Annotated in this window: 14 protein-coding genes; 5 read left to right on the top strand and 9 right to left on the bottom strand. The window is 72.7% G+C overall.

The window, feature by feature from the left end; translation table 11 throughout:
• Positions 1–93: 93 nt before the first annotated feature.
• From ACFY7H_RS20520 to ACFY7H_RS20490, 7 genes are all read right to left on the bottom strand, one after another.
• Positions 94–1,284: a YncE family protein gene (locus ACFY7H_RS20520; RefSeq protein ID WP_388939858.1), complete on the bottom strand. Its 1,191-nt coding sequence runs from the start codon at positions 1,282–1,284 to the stop codon at positions 94–96.
• A complete protein-coding gene (locus ACFY7H_RS20515) occupies positions 1,281–2,066 on the bottom strand; it encodes a polysaccharide deacetylase family protein (RefSeq protein ID WP_388939857.1) in 786 nt (261 codons plus the stop codon). Before ACFY7H_RS20515 ends, ACFY7H_RS20520 begins: the two co-directional genes overlap by 4 nt.
• Before the next feature lie 380 nt (positions 2,067–2,446).
• Positions 2,447–3,055 carry an ATP-binding protein gene (locus tag ACFY7H_RS20510; protein WP_388939855.1) on the bottom strand — a complete coding sequence of 203 codons (609 nt, stop codon included), beginning with the start codon at positions 3,053–3,055 and terminating at the stop codon, positions 2,447–2,449.
• 214 nt (positions 3,056–3,269) lie between these two features.
• Positions 3,270–4,037 (bottom strand): enoyl-CoA hydratase/isomerase family protein, encoded by a 768-nt coding sequence (locus ACFY7H_RS20505; RefSeq protein WP_388939853.1) that lies wholly within the window; start codon positions 4,035–4,037, stop codon positions 3,270–3,272.
• Between the two features lie 117 nt (positions 4,038–4,154).
• Positions 4,155–5,399, bottom strand: a complete 1,245-nt coding sequence (locus ACFY7H_RS20500) for an Ig-like domain-containing protein (RefSeq protein WP_388939851.1) — start codon at positions 5,397–5,399, stop codon at positions 4,155–4,157.
• Between the two features lie 189 nt (positions 5,400–5,588).
• Positions 5,589–7,808 (bottom strand): choice-of-anchor A family protein, encoded by a 2,220-nt coding sequence (locus ACFY7H_RS20495; RefSeq protein ID WP_388939849.1) that lies wholly within the window; start codon positions 7,806–7,808, stop codon positions 5,589–5,591.
• Positions 7,809–8,017: 209 nt separating this feature from the next.
• Positions 8,018–9,253 (bottom strand): Ig-like domain-containing protein, encoded by a 1,236-nt coding sequence (locus ACFY7H_RS20490; RefSeq protein WP_388940008.1) that lies wholly within the window; start codon positions 9,251–9,253, stop codon positions 8,018–8,020.
• A gap of 173 nt (positions 9,254–9,426) precedes the next feature.
• On the opposite strand from ACFY7H_RS20490, the gene glgX reads away from it, so the two are divergent.
• Both glgX and ACFY7H_RS20480 read left to right on the top strand, forming a co-directional pair.
• Entirely contained in the window at positions 9,427–11,700 is a 2,274-nt protein-coding gene (gene glgX, locus ACFY7H_RS20485; RefSeq protein ID WP_388939847.1) for a glycogen debranching protein GlgX, read from the top strand.
• 174 nt (positions 11,701–11,874) lie between these two features.
• Entirely contained in the window at positions 11,875–12,597 is a 723-nt protein-coding gene (locus ACFY7H_RS20480) for a CDP-alcohol phosphatidyltransferase family protein (RefSeq protein ID WP_388939845.1), read from the top strand.
• On the opposite strand, the gene ACFY7H_RS20475 is transcribed toward ACFY7H_RS20480, so the two are convergent.
• Positions 12,578–13,069, bottom strand: coding sequence for an adenylyltransferase/cytidyltransferase family protein (locus ACFY7H_RS20475; protein ID WP_388939843.1), 492 nt, complete (start codon positions 13,067–13,069; stop codon positions 12,578–12,580). The two genes, ACFY7H_RS20480 and ACFY7H_RS20475, sit on opposite strands and share 20 nt — an antisense overlap.
• Positions 13,070–13,241: 172 nt before the next feature.
• Between ACFY7H_RS20475 and ACFY7H_RS20470 the strand changes: the two genes are divergently transcribed.
• Genes ACFY7H_RS20470 through ACFY7H_RS20460 form a run of 3 tightly spaced genes read left to right on the top strand, consistent with a single transcriptional unit; the run spans position 13,242 to position 17,376 of the window.
• Positions 13,242–14,447 carry a glycosyltransferase gene (locus ACFY7H_RS20470; protein WP_388940007.1) on the top strand — a complete coding sequence of 402 codons (1,206 nt, stop codon included), beginning with the start codon at positions 13,242–13,244 and terminating at the stop codon, positions 14,445–14,447.
• The gene (locus ACFY7H_RS20465; RefSeq protein ID WP_388939841.1) at positions 14,444–16,168 is read left to right on the top strand and encodes a lipopolysaccharide biosynthesis protein; all 1,725 of its coding nucleotides are present in this window, start codon (positions 14,444–14,446) and stop codon (positions 16,166–16,168) included. The genes ACFY7H_RS20470 and ACFY7H_RS20465 overlap by 4 nt, the downstream gene beginning before the upstream one ends.
• Positions 16,165–17,376: a hypothetical protein gene (locus ACFY7H_RS20460; RefSeq protein ID WP_388939839.1), complete on the top strand. Its 1,212-nt coding sequence runs from the start codon at positions 16,165–16,167 to the stop codon at positions 17,374–17,376. Before ACFY7H_RS20465 ends, ACFY7H_RS20460 begins: the two co-directional genes overlap by 4 nt.
• A 34-nt stretch (positions 17,377–17,410) precedes the next feature.
• Here ACFY7H_RS20460 and ACFY7H_RS20455 read toward each other — a convergent pair whose 3' ends face one another.
• Positions 17,411–18,910, bottom strand: a complete 1,500-nt coding sequence (locus ACFY7H_RS20455; RefSeq protein WP_388939838.1) for a hypothetical protein — start codon at positions 18,908–18,910, stop codon at positions 17,411–17,413.
• Between the last annotated feature and the right edge of the window lie 29 nt (positions 18,911–18,939).

Below are 18,939 nucleotides of genomic sequence, written 5' to 3'. Positions count from 1 at the left end.
CGGCACGGCCGACGCGTTCGCCGCCCGTCGGCGGCCCCATGACACGGTGTCCCGGGAGCTGTGCGAGCTCCCGGGGCACCGTTGTTCGACGACCTAGCGGAAGATGCCCGTGTGGCCCAGGGAGTAGCGGCCGGGCTGCGGGTAGACGGCGAGGCCGTGGGGGCCGCCGCCGACGGGGATCCGGGCGAGCTGCTTGCCTGTAACGGTGTCGATCGCGTAGACCTCGGAGTTGTAGCGGCCCGACAGCCACAGCACCTTGCCGTCGGCGGAGACCCCGCCCATGTCGGGGCTGCCGCCGTTGGGCAGCTGCCACTTCTTGGTGAGCCGCTTCTCCTTGAAGTCGAAGACCGAGACGCTGCCCTCGCCCCGGTTGGAGACGTACATCTCCCGGGAGTCGCGGCTGACGTACAGCCCGTGGCAGCCCTTGCCGGTGGGCAGCAGCTTGGGGACGTCGAACGCGTCGCCGCTGAGCACCCACATGCCGTGCGCCATCATGTCCGCGACGTAGAAGGTCTTCCCGTCCGGGGAGATCTTCACGTCCTGCGGCATCGCGCCCTCGAAGGGCAGCTTCTGCTGGCCGATCACCTCCATCTTCTCGGTGTCGACCTTGAGGAGCTCGCCGGAGAACTCGCAGCTGACGATGAAGTAGCGGCCGTCGGCCGAGAAGTCGGCGTGGTTGACCCCGAAGCAGGTGACGGGGACCGTCTTGACCCGGTCCATGGTGTGGGGATCGCGGAAGACCAGTTCGCGGTCCATGGAGGCCATCACGACGGCGTACTTGCCGTTGGGCGTGAAGTAGAGGTTGTACGGGTCGTGCACCTCGACGGGCTTGCCCGCCTCGCCGGTGGCCGGGTTGATCGGGGTGAGCGTGTGGCCCCGGTTGTTGTTGACCCACAGGGTCTTCATGTCCCAGGAGGGCACCACGTGCTGCGGCTGGACACCGACGGGGATGGTGTCGATGACCTTGTACGTGGCCGGGTCGATGACGGACACCGTGTTGGAGTTGGTGTTGGGCACGTAGACGCGGGACGGGAAGTCCTTGACCACCGGGGAGAGCCGGTTCGGCCGGTCGGCGGCGTACACGTCGTGGGGGTCGAGCAGCGGGGGCATGCCGGCCAGCCCGGGCGGCGCGGCCGGGGGGATGGCCTTGACGGGCTTGGCCGGCCCCTTGGAGCCGAGCGCCTCGGCGGGGGACTCGTCTGCCGATCCGCAGCCGGCCAGGGCGGCGAGGACCAGACCGGCCAGCAGCACGGTGGCCTTCCGGGGAAGGCGGTTGGTCTTCATGAGGTCAGCAGCTCCGTGGTGGTCACCGCGCGCAGTTCGCGGCGCGCGAGTTCGTCGAGGAGGGGCGGCATCGCGTCGACCGTGTCCGCGTAGCCGAAGTGCAGGCTCACCACCGATCCGCGCTGGATCGTCCCGGTGACGTTGCGGATCACGGCCGCCGCGCCGGGCGAGGTGAAGTCGAGGGAGTCCACGTCGTACGAGAGGACGTGCGGGTAGCCCGCCCGCTGGGCGAGCCGCCGGACGAGCGGGGTGGCGTACTGGGTCTGGGACGGGCGGAACCAGGTGCCGATCGAGCCGGTGAGGCGCTTGAGCCGCTGGGCGCAGCCGGTGATCTCGGCGTAGGCGTTCGCCTCGGACATGCCGTTGATCGCGAGGTGGCGCTGGGTGTGGTTGCCCAGTTCGTGCCCGCCGTCGAGGATCCGCCGGGCCATGGCGGGGTGTTCGTCGAGCCAGCTGCCGATGGCCAGTACGGTGACCCGCGCGCCGGACTTCTCCGCGGTGGCGAGTACGGCCCGGGCGATGGCGGGGTCCCCGTTGCCGTGGAAGGTGAGGGCGACCCGGGGCCGGTCGCGGGGGCCGTGCGCGATCTCCACGGGCTGCCCGGGGAAGCGCCGCGGGGCGGCCGGCGCCGGCCCGGCCGGCCGGGCGGGGCGGGCGGGAGCGGCCCGGGCGGGTCCCGGCGCCGCCGGACCGCCGTCCGTGCCGCAGGCCGCGGTGAGGACGCCGGCGGCGGCCGCCACCGTGGCGCGCAGGGCCGTACGACGGTCTGGGTAACAGAGCACCCGCCCATTTAAGGGCCGGATGGCGCCGAAGGTAATGATTGACCCAATTTGCGACTTCCGCCGAATGGCCTCTCAGGGGTGATCGTCCGTTATGTGATCAACGATTTACACAGAGCGGTCGATATTTATTCGCTGATTGCGAGGTGAGTGGCCCATCTCACCTAGGATTTAGATGGAAACTCTTCGGATATGCACACTTATGTCCGAGTCGGGAGTTTTGGCGTTCCGTGACTCGTCTGCCATAGTCGGAACCACGGCTTCCCTTTGACCCGAGCGAAGTCCCCGCCGAGGATCACACACCCCACCGGTCCTCGGCGCACCCATGAAACCCCCGCCGCGCCCCACCTGGGCAAGAGGGGGTTTCTGGCGTTCCGGGGGCCTCAGCGGTCGGCGACCCGCATCTCGAACCAGGTGATCTTGCCGCGCGGCAGCAGGTCCGCGCCCCAGCGGTCGGAGAGCTTGTCGACGAGGAACAACCCCCGGCCAGTGGTGTCCAGTTCGTGGACCGGCATCAGGCAGGGCAGTCCCCGCGAGGGATCGCGCACCTCCACCCGGATCCACCCCCGCCGGCGCAGCATGCGTAAGCCGAACGACCGTGCCCCGGTATGGCGGACGGCGTTGCCGACGAGCTCGGAGACCAGCAGGACGGCGTGCTCGGAGATCTGCGGCGACAGGCCCCAGAAGCGGACGACCACGCTCTGGGTGAGCCGGCGGGCCGTACCGGCGGACTCCGGCATGGACGGCAGCGTCACCTCCGCCTCGGCCGGGTTCCCGTACAATTCCAGCGCCCTGAGGCCCTGTTCGTCCTCGACCGCCGCCGTCAGCCGCACGGCCGAAGCGCTGCTGCGCTGCCGCGGCTGTTCCACACCCTCCAGGCCCGCCATGCACCCATCATGGACGGCCCGCGCGTCCGCCCGGGCCGTTCCGCGCGAATACACCCCCCGGAACCGAGGATCCCGAGGGGGCGTACCGGCATATGCGACGGGCAACCGAGGGCCGCATGAACGACTCTCACCTGGGGTGACGTTGCGCGGCCCGACGATCACGGTGAGTGGATCACCGGCTGCCCTTAAGACTGCCTTAAGGCCTGGCTAATCCACCCGCACGTGTTTCGTGCAGCCGAGCTCATGCGCCCCTCGAGGCGTCGCCCGTCACACCGGGCGTACGGCTGCGCTCAAAAGGGATGCGCTCATACGGCTGCGCTCAAACAAACTTGGCCTTGCCCGGGCCCTCTTCGACAAAGCTCCGCATGCCGCGCTCGCGGTCCTCGGTGGCGAACAGGCCCGCGAACCAGTTGCGTTCGACGGTCAGGCCGGTGTCGATGTCCGCCTCCAGGCCCGCGTCCACGCACTCCTTCGCGGCGCGCAGCGCGATCGCCGGGCCCTGGGCGAGCTTGGCGGCCCAGGCGTGCGCCTGTTCGTACACCTCGGCGGCGGGCACGACCCGGTCCACCAGGCCGAGGGCGAGGGCCTCTTCGGCCTTGACCATGCGGCCGGTGAAGATCAGGTCCTTGGCCTTGGAGGGGCCGATCAGCCGGGAGAGCCGCTGGGTGCCGCCCGCGCCCGGGATCAGGCCGAGCAGGATCTCGGGCTGGCCGAGCTTGGCGTTGTCGGCGGCGATGCGGTAGTCGGCGCACAGGGCGAGCTCGCAGCCGCCGCCGAGGGCGTAACCGGTGACGGCGGCGACGACGGGCTTGGGGATGCGGGCGACGGCGGTGAAGGCGTCCTGGAGCGCGCGGGACCGGGCGACCATGGCCGCGTGGTCCATGTTCTGCATCTCCTTGATGTCCGCGCCGGCCGCGAACACCTTCTCCCCGCCGTAGAGGATGACGGCGCGCACGTCGGCGCGGTCGGTGGCCTCCGCGGCGAGCACGCGCAGCCGGTCCTGGGTGTCGATGTCCAGGGCGTTCATGGGCGGGCGGTCCAGCAGGATGGTGCCGACGCCTTCGGAGACTTCGAGAGAGATGGTCATACGGGGGAGGTTAGCGGCCGGGGGTCCGGGGGTCTCCCCCGGAAAAGCGCGGTACGCGAAGTGGCCCGGTGCTGTGGGTCACAGCACCGGGCCACCCGGACTAAGCGTGCGGTGGGACTACTTGATCCACTCCGCCCAGTCCATGTTCCAGCCGTTGAGGCCGTTGTCCGGGGCGATCTGCTTGTCCTTGGAGTTCTTCACGATCATCACGTCGCCGATCAGCGACTCGTTGTAGAACCACGCCGCGGGGGTGTTGGGGTCACCGGCGCCGCGCTCGTCCTCCAGGCCGACGCAGCCGTGGCTGACGTTCTCCGAGCCGAACGTGCTGGAGGAGGCCCAGTAGTTGCCGTGGACGAAGGTGCCGGAGGTCGACAGCCGCATCGCGTGCGGGACGTCGGAGATGTCGTACTCGCCGCCGAAGCCGACGGTGGCGCCGTTCATCCGGGTCACCTTGTACTTCTCGCTGATGACCATCTGCCCGTTGTAGGTGGTCGTCGACGGGGCGCCCGCGGTGATCGGGATGGTCTTGAGCACCTGGCCGTCGCGGACGACCTCCATCTTCTTGGAGCTCGCGTCGACCGTGGTGACCTGGGAGCGGCCGATGGTGAAGTTGACCGTGCGGGTCTGCTTGCCGTAGACGCCGGGGCGGCCCTCGACGCCGTCGAGCGCGAGCTTCACGGTGACCTTGGTGCCCGCGGCCCAGTACTTCTCGGGACGGAAGTCGAGGCGGTCGTTGCCGAACCAGTGGCCCTCGATCGGCACGGACGGCTCGGACGTCACGGTGATCGCCTTCTCGACGGCCTCCGTGTTGGTGATGCCGCGGGTGAAGTTGATGGACACCGGCATGCCCACGCCGACGGTCGAGCCGTCCTCGGGCGTGTAGTGGCCGACGAAGGTGTTCTGCGGGGTCAGGGTGGTGAAGGTGGTGTCCTTGGCGGACTCGCGTCCGGCCTCGTCCTTGGCGACCGCGTGCACCTTGTATTCGGTGGCGGCGGCCAGGTGGCGGGCGGGCTCCCAGGCCGAGCCGTCGGCGGCCAGCTTGCCCTCCACCGCGTTGCCCTTGGTGTCGGCCACCGTCACGGTGGTCAGCTTGCCCCCGCTGCTGGTGATCTTCAGGACGCCGCTGGTCGCGACCTCCTTCGACCCGTCGTCCGGCTTGACGCTGACCACGGCCTTGGACGCCTCGGTGCCGGTCTTCGCCGTGCCGCCCCCGGGCTTGCCGTTGTCCCCGCCACTGCCCGCGCTGTTGCCCCCGCCGCCGCAGGCGCTGGTCAGCAGCAGGACCGCCCCCAGCAGAACGGCCGGCAGGCCGGTGCGGACGCGGCCGCGTATCGGCTGCAGGTTCACTCGTCTTCTCCCCATGTCCCCCGCGCACGGACAGTCGCGCGCTGTCGTCAGGAAATCACATGGGGAGATTACGAATAGGCACAGTCATGTCACCGTTCCGTCCCAAGTGCCGGGGCGGCCGGGGCGCCGGCCCCTGCGGCCGGCCCCCGGGGCCCGTCACCCGGGGACCGGCCGGAACGGTCGGTGCGTCAGTGCGTCGGTGCGTCAGTGCTCGGGACGGGCGTGCTCCGGCCCGCCGTGCTCGGGACGTCCGTGGTCGGGACGTCCGTGGTCGGGACGCCCGTGCTCGGGGCGGCCGTGGTCCGGCTTGTCCTTGCAGGGGCAGGGCTGACCATCGTGCGCCCGCTGGTTGAGGAGGGTGACGGTGATCCGGTGGCCCGGGGTCCGGCCGTCCAGCGTCAGCGGGCCGGTCACCGGGTCGCGCGGCAGGGCGTAGCCCTCGGGGACGTCCACCTCGACCACGTAGTACGCGCCGTCGGGGAGCCCGTCGAAGGAGCAGACGCCGTTCCGGCCGGTGGTGCACTCGGCCCCGATCCGCTCGTCGGCGTTGATGCCGCGCTGCTGGAGGCCCGCGGTGTGGTTGGTCTCCCTCCAGAGCTCGAACTCCGCCCCGCGCAGCGGGCGCTTCGTCTTCGCGTCCTTCTTCAGGACCCTGATGGTGCCGGCCCGGTCCTCCTCCTTCCGGTTCGGGACGGTGACGACGACGACCTCCTCGGCGTCACCCCGCTCCAGCTCGAAGGCGGTGACCGGGTCTCCGGGGCGCTCGTAGCCCGCCGGGAGGCCCACCTCCCGCCAGTAGTAGCGCTCCCCCACCGGCAGCTCGACCGTGCACGAGCCCCGTTCGTCGGTGACGCAGACGCCGTCAAGCCGGGTGTCGGGGTTCTCGCGGGTCTGCAGGCCGGCGGTCCCGTTGGTCTCGCGCCACAGCTCGAAGCGGGCGCCGGCGAGCGGCTCGCCGGTGTCCTTGTCGACCTTGCGCAGCACGACCCTGGCGCTGCCGTCCGGCGGCTCGGGGGTCCTGCGGTTCACCGCGACCCGGCGGACGCCCTCCGAGATGTTCTCCGCCGTCAGGACCAGCACGTGCACGGGGTTGGCGGGGAGCTCGTAGCCGGGGGGCGGGGCCGTCTCGCGCCAGTAGTAGGTACCGGGTTCCTCATCGCGCCGGCAGGTTCCGTCCGCGAGGGTGGTGCACTCGTCCACCTTGGTATCGGGGTCCTGGCCCTCGTACTGGAGGCCGTCGCGGCCGTTGGTCTCCTTCCACAGCTCGAACCGCGCCCCGGGCAGCGGCCGGCCGTCCTCGTCGTGCTTGACGACCGTCACCGCGCCCCTGGCCGGCGGGACCGGCGCGCAGTCGGGCAGGTCTCCGTCGAAGGGGTAGGCGTGGAATTCCGCGCCCAGGCCGGTGGTCTCCGTCGGGCTGGTGTGGGTCACGCTGCCCGCGGTGAAGAAGCGCCCGTTCAGGCCGATGACGGAGACGGTGGCGACCGACGCCTGCGGGCCGATCAGCACGCTGCCGCCGAGCTGCGCCGAGCCGGCCAGGGTGACCGACTGGGCGTCGGGGAAGTTCCACAGCAGCCGCTCGCGCAGCCCGGCGGGCAGCAGGGCGTTGTTGACGCGCACGGCCGGGGACTCCCCCGTGACGTTGACCAGGACGGTGGCGTGGTCCGGGATCCCGGCGAAGCGCAGGGTCTGCTGAGCGCCGGAGGGGCCGGAGAGGTCGAAGTCGACGTTGAAGACCTGGAGGGGCGAGGCCCCGTCGCCGGTGAAGACGGTCTCCTGGGCGCTCCAGACGGCCCGGCCGGTCGGCGTGCGCGGGGTTCCCCCGGGCAGGGCGTAGCAGGTGCTGGCCGCGGTGAGCGCGCCGCGCAGGCGGCTGTAGGGGACCGCGGCGTTCGGGTCGGGGGCGAGGACGCCGGTGACGGTTCCGCTGAGGCTGCCCGCGTAGCGGACGGTTCCGCCGTCGGCGAGGAGGGACTGGCGCGGGGCGACGGTGACGTCCCCGCCGGTGGTGAGGAAGTCGGAGTCCTTCGGCGGGGGGACCCGGGAGCCGACTCCGGCGATGCCCACGTTGTAGACGAGTCCGCCGGCGGACTTGTTCATGTCGAAGTCGCCGAGGACGACGACCTTGCCCTCCGCCTCGGCGGCGCCCCGGCGGACGAGCATGTCCCCGCCGACGAACACGTTGATGTTGCTGTCGCGGCCGGTGAACGGCAGGTTGTTGGGTTCCGGGTAGGGGGACGGGCAGCCCTCGCCGGGGCCGGTACCGCCCGGGATGCAGGGCCCGAGGCCGCCGGGCAGCGGGGCCCTGAGGGCGCGTGCCGCCGTGGGGGGCTCGGTGCCCGGGCCCGCGGCGAGGGCCGTGGGGGTCCCGGCCGCGAGTACGGCGCCCACGGCCAGCCCGAGGGTCCAGTTCCTTGCTGACATGACACTCCGTCCGCTGTCTGCGCCATCCGCCCGCGCCGATGGCCCTGACAGGCTGCGGGCGGGCGTCGGCGCGGCGACGGAGGACACTCTCCGCGTACGGCATTCCGGTCCGACAATCACTCGATCGCGCCGCTCCTCCGGGGTGCGGGGACGTCCGGAGCGTGTCCGCGGAGCCGCGCGCGGGTGTGGCGGGCGGGTGGGCCGGCGCGTCAGCCGATGGCGGAGCCCGCCACCCAGTCGGCCCAGGACATGTTCCAGCCGCCCAGTCCGTTGTTGGGGGCGACGGTCTTGTCCTTCGAGTTCACGACCTCCACCACGTCGCCGACCAGCGTCCGGTCGAAGAACCAGCCCGCCGGGGTGTCCGAGCCGCCTCCCTTGTCGTCGCGCAGGCCCACGCAGCCGTGGCTGGTGTTGGTGGTGCCGAAGGTGTCGGGGCTGGCCCAGTAGTTGCCGTGCAGGAAGGTGCCGGAGGCGGTGAGCCGCATGGCGTGCGGGACGTCCGGGATGTCGTACTCGCCCTTGCCGTCCTCGCCGGTGAAGCCGACGGTGGCGCCGTTCATCCGGGTCACGTCGAACATCTCCATCACCACCATCTTGCCGTTGTAGGTGGGGTTGCCGGGTGCTCCGGCGCTGATGGGAATGGTGGACAGCAGCCGCCCCTCCCGGCGGACCTCCATGGTGTGCGCCTCCGCGTCGACGGTGGAGACCTGGGAGCGGCCGACGGTGAAGCGGATGGTCTTGTCCTGGATGCCGTACGAGCCGGGCGCGCCCTCGATGTCGCGCAGCTTCATCCTGACGGTGACCTCGGTGCCGGGCTTCCAGTACTCCTTGGGCCGGAAGTCGAGGCGCTCGCCGCCGAACCAGTGGCCGACGACCTCCACGGGCGGCCGGGAGGTGACGGTGATGGCCCGTTCCACGTCGGCGCGCTGCTTGACCGGCCGGTTGAAGTTGAAGGAGACGATCATGCCGGTGCCGACGGTGGAGCGGTTCTCGGGCTTGAAGTAGCCGATGAACCGCTCCTCGGGGACGTAGGTGGTGAAGGTCGTGTGCCGGGCCTGGCGGCGGTTGTGCCCGTCGAGGGCGACCGCGTCGACGGTGTACTTGGCGGCGAGCGCGAGCCGGCCGGCGTCGGGGTCGGGGCTCCAGCTGAGGCCGTCGGCGGCGATCTCCCCGGGGACCTCTTCCTCCTGGGCGTCCTCGACCTTGGTGACCCTGACCCGTTCGAGGCGGCCCTCGGGGACGTGCACCCGGAGCGGGCCGTCGGCCGGTACGCCCTTGGCGTTGTCCTCGGGGGTGATCCGGATGGCCTCGTCCGGGGAGCGGGGTTTGCCGGGCAGCTGGATCTCCACGGGGGACCCGCCGTCCCCCGTGCAGCCGGTGAGCCCGCCCAGCAGGGCCGCCCACGCCGCCACGGCGGCCAAGCCCGCCCCTGCCCGCCTCGTCAGAAGAGTCACGCCCCGTCCAACGACCGGGGCCCTCCGGGGGAAACGTGAGGGCCGGGCACGTTCCGGGCAGAACAGTCCGGGCAGAACAGTGGGAAGGACCAGACGGGGGCGGGCCCGGCCGGGACGCCGGGCCGCACTCCCCCGCCGGTACCCAGGAGCCGTGGAGGCGGGCATTGTCGAGCGCAGCCGAGCAAGAGGCGGTGGATACCGCCGCCAGCGATGCCAGCAGGGCCGTCGCGGGCATGGACGCCGTACGGGAGCGGGTCCAGGCCAAGGTGTTACGGGCGGCCGCGCCCCCGCCGCCACCGGTGTGGCCCGGTTCCTCGCACCCGCTGGGGGCCCGTTACCACGCGGGGCCGGCCGGGGTGGAGGGCACCAACTTCGCGCTCTGGGCGCAGGGCGCGGAGGCGGTGGAGCTGTGCCTGTTCGACGCGCTGGGGGCGGAGACCCGCTGCACCCTGACCGAGCTGACGCACGAGATCTGGCACGGATTCGTCCCGGGCGTGCGGCCGGGGCAGCGGTACGGGTTCCGGGTGCACGGGCGCTGGGACCCCTGGACGGGTGCCCGGTACAACCCGGCGAAGCTGCTCCTGGACCCGTACGCGCGGGCGGTGGACGGGGACTTCTCGCTGCCGCCGGAGGTGTACGGGCACGTGCGGGACTGGCCGCAGCAGTACATCGCGGACACGGTCCGGGACGACAGGGACTCGGCCCCGTACGTCCCGAAGGGGGTGGTCGTCCACGATGACGACGACTGGTCGGACGACGTCCGGCCGAAGACCCCCTGGGCCGATTCGGTGATCTACGAGCTGCACGTGCGCGGGTTCACGATGCGCCATCCGGGTGTTCCCGAGGAACTGCGCGGTACGTACGCGGGGCTCGCCCATCCGGCGGCGGTGGAGCACCTGAGGACGCTGGGCGTGACGGCGGTGGAACTGCTCCCGGTGCACCAGTTCGCGCACGAGGACCACCTGCTGCGGCGGGGGCTGCGCAACTACTGGGGCTACAACTCGGTGGGGTACTTCGCCCCGCACGCCGGGTACTCCGCCAGCGGGACGGCGGGGCAGCAGGTCGGCGAGTTCAAACGGATGGTGAAGGCCCTCCACGCGGCGGGCATCGAGGTCATCCTCGACGTGGTCTACAACCACACGGCGGAGGCCGGGGAACTGGGTCCGACACTGTCGCTGCGCGGGATCGACAACCGGGGCTACTACCGGCTCCAGTCCGACCAGCGCCGCTACGCCGACTACACGGGCTGCGGGAACACCCTGCACGCCGGGCGCCCGCACGTGCTGCGGCTGATCACCGACTCCCTGCGGTACTGGGTGACCGAGATGGGGGTGGACGGCTTCCGCTTCGACCTGGCGGCGGCGCTGGCCCGCTCGATGCACGACGTGGACATGCTGTCGCCGTTCCTCGCGGTGATCGCCCAGGACCCGGTGCTGCGGCGGGTCAAGCTGATCGCGGAGCCGTGGGACGTGGGCTCGGGCGGTTACCAGGTGGGCGCGTTCCCGCCCCTGTGGACGGAGTGGAACGACCGCTACCGGGACGCCGTACGGGACTTCTGGCGGGGCGCTCTGCCCGACGTACGGGACCTGGGGTACCGGCTGTCGGGGTCGAGCGACCTGTACGCGTGGGGCGGCCGGCGGCCGTACGCCTCGGTGAACTTCGTGACCGCGCACGACGGGTTCACCCTGCGCGACCTGGTCTCGTACGAGCGCAAGCACAACGAGGCGAACGGGGAGGCGAACCGGGACGGCACCAACGACAACCGGTCCTGGAACTGCGGGGCCGAGGGCGAGAGCGGAGATCCGCGGGTCGGGGCGCTGCGGCGGCGGCAGCTGCGCAACCTGCTGACGACGCTGCTGCTGTCGACGGGCGTGCCGATGCTGGTGGCGGGCGACGAGTTCGGGCGCACGCAGGGCGGCAACAACAACGCGTACTGCCAGGACAACGAGACGGGGTGGGTGGACTGGTCGCTGCTGTCCGACCCGCAGTGGAGCGGGCTGTTCGCGCTGACCCGGCGGCTGATCGCGCTGCGCCAGGCCCATCCGGTGCTGCGCCGGCGGGCGTTCTTCTCCGGCCGGGCGCAGGGTGCGGACGGGCTGCGGGACCTCGCCTGGTTCACCCCGGCGGGGGCGGAGATGACGGAGCGGGACTGGTACGCGCCGGCCGCGGCACTGGGCCTGTACCTGTCGGGGCGGGACATCCCGGGGCGGGACGAGCGGGGCCGGCAGGTGACGGACGACAGCTTCCTGGCGCTGCTGCACGCCGGGGACCGGCCGGTGGAGTGGGTGCTGCCGGGCGCGCCGTGGGCGACGGCGTACGAGCTGGTGCTGGACACCTCGCGGGAGGCGCAGGCGGCTCCGCCGGGGACCCGGCACCAGGGCGGGGAGCCGCTGACGGTTCCGGCGCGGTCGGTGCTGCTGCTGCGGGTGGTGAGCTGACCCGGGGGGGGCGGGAGCCGGCCGTGCGGTGGTGCGCGGGCCCCGCGGGCGGGAGCCGGTGCGCGCGCTCCTGGGGCGAGTTGGCCGATCCGGAGCGGAACCTTTCGCTCCCCCTGCGATGATGTGCCCTTCCCGTGAACACACGAACACATGACCACACGAACAGGGGCACGCATGGGGAGAGTCGGGACCGCGCTCCGGGAACTGCGGGGGGCGCAGAAGTCGGCCAAGGGGGTGTCGCTCTACTCGCGGTTCGTCAACCGGCCCGCCGGCCGCTACCTGGCCGCCGGGGCCTACGCGCTGGGCCTGACCCCCAACCAGGTGACCCTCGTCAGCGCGGCGTTCAGCTTCGCGGCCGTGGCGGCGGTCGCCCTGGCCGCGCCCTCGTGGGGGCTGGGCGTGGCCGTCTGGGCGGCGCTCGCGGTCGGCTTCGCCTTCGACTCGGCCGACGGCCAGCTGGCCCGGCTGCGCGGCGGCGGGAGCGCGGCGGGCGAGTGGCTCGACCACGTCGTGGACGCCGCCAAGCTGACCGCGCTGCACGCCTGCGTGCTCATCGCCTTCCACCGGTTCCCCGAGGCCTACGGGACGGGCTCGGACGGCTGGCTGCTGGTGCCGCTGGGCTTCCAGTTCGCCGCGGTCGTCACCTTCTTCGGCGGGCTGCTGACCGAGAAGCTCAAGCCGAAGCCCGCCCCGGGCAGCCCGGCCGCCGCGCCGTCGACCCTGCGCGCGGTGGCGCTGCTGCCCGTGGACTACGGGGTGTTCTGCCTGGTGTTCCTGCTGCTGGGCGGCGGGACCCTGTTCCGCTGGGCGTACGCGGGCCTGGGCGCGGTCGCCGCCCTGTTCCTGCTGGCGTTCCTGGCGAAGTGGTTCCGCGAGCTCAGCGCCGTTCGGCGGTGAGCTGCTCCAGCGGCGGGCCCGCCGGCTGGGCGAGGGCGTCCAGGGCCCGGCGCAGCTGGGTGCTGGAGGTGTGCACGGTGTAGGGGAAGTAGACGACGTCGACCCCGTGGGCGGCGAAGTCCCGTTCCAGCTTCGCCCCCTTGGGGGTGCCCCGCCAGTCGTCGCCCTTGAAGATGACGTCGAAGCGGACCTGCCTCCAGGTCTCCACCTTGTCGGGGACCGTCTCCACGAAGGCCGCGTCGACGTACTTGACGCTGCGGACGATCTCCAGCCGCTCGACGAGCGGGATCATCGGGCGGCGCCCCTTGGCCAGTTCGGCCATCTCGTCCGAGACCACGCCGGCCACCAGGTAGTCGCACCGGCTGCGGGCGTGTCTGAGGATGTTGAGGTGGCCTATGTGGAAGAGGTCGTAGGCACCGGGCGCGTATCCCACCCGGTACGGCCTGCGCGTGGACGGCACAGGATCGGTCAATTCGCGCTCCGTCATCGGTTACCCCCCAGCGGCCGCACCCCCCGGTGCGGCGATTCAGCAGACAATAGCGTGCACGTTCCATAGCCCGTCGGTGAACGAATAGGGTGACGTGCGCATCATCCAGGGGAGAAGGGGACGTTCAGTGTCCACATCCGGTCACCGGCGGCTGCTGCTGGTTTCCACCAACTACGCCCCCGAGCATGCGGGCATAGGGCCGTACGCCACCCAGATCGCGGAGCACTGGGCGAGTACCGGCCACGACACGCACGTCCTGGCGGGCATGCCGCACTATCCGGCCTGGTCGGTCGAGCCGGAGTACAAGGGGGCGCTACGGCGCACGGAACGGCGCGCGGGGGTCACCGTACACCGGCGCGCGCACACGGTGCCGCCCCGTCAGACCGCCCTCCGGCGGGCCCTCTTCGAAGGATCGATTCTGCTGCACGGTGCGGTGGCCCCGCCCCGGATGCCGAAGCCGGACGCGGTCATGGCGCAGATGCCGAGCCTCGCCGGCGGGGTGACGGCCGCACGGCTCGCGGCCCGCTGGAAGGTGCCGTTCGTCCCCGTCGTCCAGGACCTGATGGGCGCCGCGGCCGCGCAGAGCGGCATCAGCGGCGGCGACAAGGCGGCCGCGATCGCCGGACGCGCGGAGGCGTACGCCCTCACGCGGGCCACCCTGGTCGGCGTCATCCACGAGACCTTCGTGGACCGGGTCGTGGCGATGGGCGTGGACCCGGGGCGGATCCGGCTCGCCCCCAACTGGTCCCACGTGCCGAGGCCCACCAGGCCGCGCGGGGAGACGCGCCACCACCTGGGCTGGGCGCCCGGCCAGACCGTCGTCCTGCACTCCGGGAACATGGGCCTCAAGCAGGGCCTCGAAGTCCTCGTCGGCGCCGCCCGGCTGGATCCGGACGTCCGCTTCGTCCTCATGGGCGACGGCAGCCAGCGCGCGGCCCTCGCGAGCCTCGCCGCCGGCGTGCCGAACCTGGAGATCATCCCCCCTGCCGCGGACGGCGAGTTCCCGGACGTCCTCGCCGCGGCGGACGTCCTCGCGGTCACGCAGCACGCCGGCGTGCTGGACATGAGCGTCCCGTCCAAGCTCACCTCCTACTTCCAGGCCGGCCGGCCCGTCGTCGCCTCCGTCGCGGCGCAGGGCGGAACCGCGCAGGAGGTGGAGCGGTCGGGCGCCGGGGTGCTCGTACCGCCGGAGGACCCGGAGGCCCTGCTGAAGGCCGTCCGGTCCCTGGCCGAGGACCCCGAGGCCGCGGAGGCCCTGGGCGCGGCCGGTCCGGCGCACGTGGCGGCCCACCTGAGCCGTGAGGCGGGCCTGGCCCGCATCGACGCACTCATCGACGAAGCACTTGGGGGACCGCGTCCGTGACCGAGACGAACCGCCCGGCGACGGCCCCGGCCGAGGACGAACCCGATCTCCTGCGCGACCAGTTCAAGCAGCTGCTGCGCTACCGCCGGCTCATCGGCGCGGGCGTGGCGGCCGGCCTGCTGGGCGGCGTCTACCTCGGCGTGTCCACGTCGGACACCTACGTGTCCGTCGCGGACGTGGTGCTGCGCGCGCCCACCGACGACCCGTTCAACCCGAGCATGGCCCCCGACAAGGCCATCAACATCGGCTCCGAGCGCCAGGTGGCGCTCTCCAGCTCCACGGCCGAACAGGCCGCGAAGACGCTCGGCGTGCCCGACAAGGGCTTCCGGGCCCTGCGCGGCGGCCTCCAGGTGACCAACCCGCCGCAGACGATGGTGCTCCGGTTCACCTACACCGCGGCCTCCCCCAAGGAAGCCGCCAAGCGCGCCAACGGCATGGCCGCCGCTTACCTGCTCAAGCGGCAGGAGGCCCTCGACGTCACCCGCGACAAGATGGTCAAGGGGTACGAGGCCCAGCGCGACCCCATCGCCAAGCAGCTCGACGAGGTGGCCCGGCAGATCAACAACATGCCGGCGGGGAACGCCCGCGACGCGGCCCTCTCCTCGCGGACGGACCTCCAGAACAAGGTCAACACCCTCAACGGCAACATCGCCAAGCTGCAGGCCCTGGACATGACCCCGGGCCGGGTCACCAGCGCCGCGACCCCGCCCGCCGCTCCGGACGGGCCGGGCCTCCCCATGTCGCTCACGCTGGGCGCGGCCGTGGGCCTGGCGCTCGGCCTGCTCGCCGCATGGGTCCGGCTGGTCTTCGACCCGGCGCCGCGCTCGGAGGGCGACGTGGCCCGGTCCCTGCGCGCGCCCGTACTGGGCTACCTGCCCCGGGACCGGACCGGCGGCGGCCCGCTCCTCGCGGCCGGGGAAGCCGATCCGCGGCTCGCCGAGGAGTACCGCTCGGTGGCCTTCCGGCTGGCCTACGACTCGCGTTTCGCGGACCGGCGCCGGCTGCTGGTGGTCGCCCCGCGCGGCAGCAGCGAGACGGCCGCCGCCGTGGCCGTGAACCTGGCCGCCTCCTTCGCCGAGACCGGCAAGGACGTCCTGCTCATCGAGGCCGACCTGCGCACCCCGGTACTGGCCAGCCAGCTCCCGACGGACGCGGCCGGGCGGCCGCGCTGGAGCCAGCCGCCTGGCGGCGCGGGCACGGGCGCCCCCGAGTGGCCCGACGGACGCCAGCTCGTCGTGGACGCCGGGGAATCGGGCGACTTCGACCTGATCCCGGGCGACCGGGTGCGCAACGTGGCCCGTGCGCTGACCTCCCCGCGCACCACCCGGCTGATCGCCGAGGCCGACTCCCCCAACTCCACCGTCGTGGTGCTCGCGCCGCCCGTCCTCTCGTACGCCGACGCGCTCGCCCTGGTCGACCGGGTCGACGGCGTCCTGGTGGTCTGCGACCCGCGTGCCGTGCACCGCACCGACCTGGCCCGGATCCGCGAGCTGATCAGCGGCGCCGGCGGGACGGTGCTGGGCGCCGTGCTGCACGCGCCGCCGCACTCCGGCAAGCGCGGCGCGGGCCGCGCCGTCGGGGCCGAGGCCGCCGGCGGCGCGGCCGGCGGCGGGGCGCGGCCGGAGCCGTCGGCCGGGGAGGGCGCCGGAGCCGGGGAGGCCGTCCCGGGCGACGGCAGCGACACGGTGGCGCTGCGCACCGTCCGCACAGGCCGCAGGTGAGCCGGCGGGGTCTCGCCGCGGTCTCCTCGGTCCTGGACCAGGCCGCCGCCAGCGCCACGAACATCCTGGTCCTGGTCCTGGCGGCCCGGCTGTCGTCCGCTTCGGGCTTCGCCGCCTTCTCCATGGTGTACGTGGCCTTCAGCGTGCTCCTCGGGCTGAACATGGCGTACGTCGGCCAGACCGTGGTGCTGGAGAAGGGCGAGCGGCTGGCGACGGTGTGCCGCTCCTCCGTGCTGTTCACGGCCGCCGCGTCGGCCGCCGCCGGGCTGGTGCCGGCCGCGGTGGGCCTCGCGGTGCCCGGGGACGCCGGGTGGGCGTTCCTCGCGCTGGGACTCGTCCTGCCGGCGGTGCTCGTCCAGGACGGGCTGCGCTACTGCTTCTCCGCCCTGCGGGTGCCCGAGCGGGCGCTGGCCGCGGACGCGCTGCGGCTGGCGTGCGTGGCCGGGGCCCTGGCCCTGCAGCCGTACGGGGCCTCGGCGGGCCGGCTGGTGCTGGTGTGGGGGCTGTCCGCGCTGCCCGCGCTGGGGCTGGGCCTGTGGCTGCTGCGGCCGTTCGTGCGCGGGGTGCGCGCGGACCTGCGGCCCTATCTGCGGCGCGGGCACCTCGGGCGGCGCTTCGTCGTCGAGTTCGCGGTGGGCAACGGCTCCAGCCAGCTGGCGGTGCTCGGGCTCGGCGTGTTCGCGGCACCGCTCGCCGTCGGTGCGCTGCGCGGCGCCAGTACCCTCTTCGGCCCGCTGAACGTCCTGTTCAACTCGGCGAACGCCTTCGGGCCGCCGGTGGTCGGGCGGGCGTCCGGCAAGCGGGGCGTGGTCCGGCTGACCGCGCTGACGGGAGGGGTCCTCGCGGTCCTGGGCGCGGGCTGGGCGGCGGTGCTGTACGCCCTGCCGAACCGGCTGGGGCGGGAGCTGCTGGGCGACACCTGGGCCTCGGCCTCGGCCCTGCTGCCCGCCACGGGCGCGCAGTACGCGGTCATGGGCCTCGGCACCTGCGCGCTGCTGACCCTGCGCGTGCTCCGTCCGAAGGCCACCCTCTCGCTCCAGGTGGTGTACTCGCTGCTGTCGGTGGGCCTGCTGCTGGGCGGGTACGCCGTGTGGGGCGTCGCGGGCGCCGCCTGGGGCCTGGCCCTGGGCTCCGCCGCGAAGGCCGCCGCCGGGTGGCTGCGGGTGGGCCGCCTGAAGGTGCCGGCGGAGGCCGCGGCCGCCGCCTGAGCGCACGGCGCCATGCGGCCGGGGCCGTGCCGCGTCAGCGCAGGGTGGTGGCCTTGTCCTGGCGGTACGTGGCCACGAGCGCGAGGCACATCGCGGCGATCGCGACCCGGCCGGAGGCCTGGAGCAGCGGACCGCGCAGCAGGATGAAGGAGTACCCGGCGACCAGCGGGACCACCACGGAGATCAGGCTGCCCGGTGCGGAGCGGCGCGTGGCCCGCTTCGCGTAGCGGCGGTCCACGCGCGCGGAGGCGTACCCGATGCCCAGCAGCCCGGCGCCCATGCCCAGCGGGCCGAAGTCGAGCCACAGCTCGGCCCAGATCGGCGAGGAGAGGTTGGTGTTGACCGTGCCCATCCACTGGCCGACCATCACGCCGGTGTCGCGCGGCTTGCCCGGCCACACCGAGCGGGGCACCGCGAAGAGGACGGATCCGGCGAGCTGGCGCCCGTAGAAGTGGCCGGGGCCGGACTCGGAGAAGGTGATGGTGTTCGCGAACATGCCGATCTGGTCGTAGTCCTTGAGCGCCATCGGCTCCAGGAACGAGGTCGTCTCGACGGGCTTGTAGTTCTTCTCGTCGTAGCGGAAGCGGTCCGCGAAGGGGAAGACGAGCAGGGCGACCACGACGGCCATCGACAGCGCCACCCGGTACATGGCGGCGCTCACCGGGAAGACGGTGAACAGCAGCGCGAACAGGACGGTCAGGAACCAGTAGCGCGGGTTGGAGACCGGGTTGTTGACGATCAGGTTGAGGACCGCCAGCGCCGACCAGGTGACGATGACCGACACCTTGCGCCGGGCGAACTTGGAGGTGATCAGCCAGCGCGTGTACAGGAGCAGCGCGAGCAGCGCGGGCACGGTGCCGAAGCCGCGCAGCAGGGCCTGGCCGGCCTGGCCGTCGCCGTTGGAGACGCCCGCCTCCTCGATCCCGGCGATGATCTCCTGGCGGCTGGAGAAGAAGACGGCGGGGCCGCCGAGTTTGAGGATGAAGGCCACGCTGCCCAGGAAGGCGAGGACGGTCAGCAGCTGGAGCCGCCGCCGGTGCGCCATGAGCGGCCGGGGTTCGCCCGGGACGCCGCCCGCGCGCCCCGCGGGCCGGTGGCGTGCGAGCAGCACGCCGACGTCGAAGGCCGTACAGCCGAGCAGGACCAGCCCGATGGCGAGGGTGAGGTCGGAGCGGGGCCCCACGACGGGGGTGGGGACCCGGCCGAGGACGGCCTGCGCGAGCGGGGCCACGCCCATGGCCATGTAGACGAAGAGCCAGAAGGAGCCCTGGAGCAGTTTCCGACGGCTGGTCAGGACCATGGCGGACAGCCGGGCGCCCGCGTACATGGTGAGCAGGAGCTGGAGCCAGAAGGCGGCGTCGTGCTGGCCGTCGCCGGGCTGGACGGCGACGAAGAGCGGGAGGAAGACGGTGAATCCGAGGGCCAGGGGCACGGACAGCGCCCGCGAGAGCAGGGTCCGCGGGGTGGTGACCTTCCCCCACTGGGACTCGTCCTCGAAGAACGGCGGGACCGGCTTCACGGCGGGTTCGCGCATGTCCGTGGCCACTGTTGCCCCCACCCCTG

Origin of the sequence: Streptomyces sp. NPDC012794 (assembly GCF_042901085.1) — a bacterium.
In the GTDB taxonomy this organism is placed as follows: Bacteria; Actinomycetota; Actinomycetes; order Streptomycetales; family Streptomycetaceae; genus Streptomyces.
The sequence above is the reverse complement of the archived record's forward strand: the minus strand, read 5'-3'. Positions and strand labels throughout refer to the sequence as shown.

Coding starts and splice junctions, on each gene's coding strand:
- ACFY7H_RS20520 (WP_388939858.1), bottom strand. CDS start 1,284: ATGAAGACCAACCGCCTTCCCCGGAAGGCCACCGTGCTGCTGGCCGGT.
- ACFY7H_RS20505 (WP_388939853.1), bottom strand. CDS start 4,037: ATGACCATCTCTCTCGAAGTCTCCGAAGGCGTCGGCACCATCCTGCTG.
- ACFY7H_RS20500 (WP_388939851.1), bottom strand. CDS start 5,399: ATGGGGAGAAGACGAGTGAACCTGCAGCCGATACGCGGCCGCGTCCGC.
- ACFY7H_RS20495 (WP_388939849.1), bottom strand. CDS start 7,808: ATGTCAGCAAGGAACTGGACCCTCGGGCTGGCCGTGGGCGCCGTACTC.
- ACFY7H_RS20480 (WP_388939845.1), top strand. CDS start 11,875: ATGGGGAGAGTCGGGACCGCGCTCCGGGAACTGCGGGGGGCGCAGAAG.
- ACFY7H_RS20455 (WP_388939838.1), bottom strand. CDS start 18,910: ATGCGCGAACCCGCCGTGAAGCCGGTCCCGCCGTTCTTCGAGGACGAG.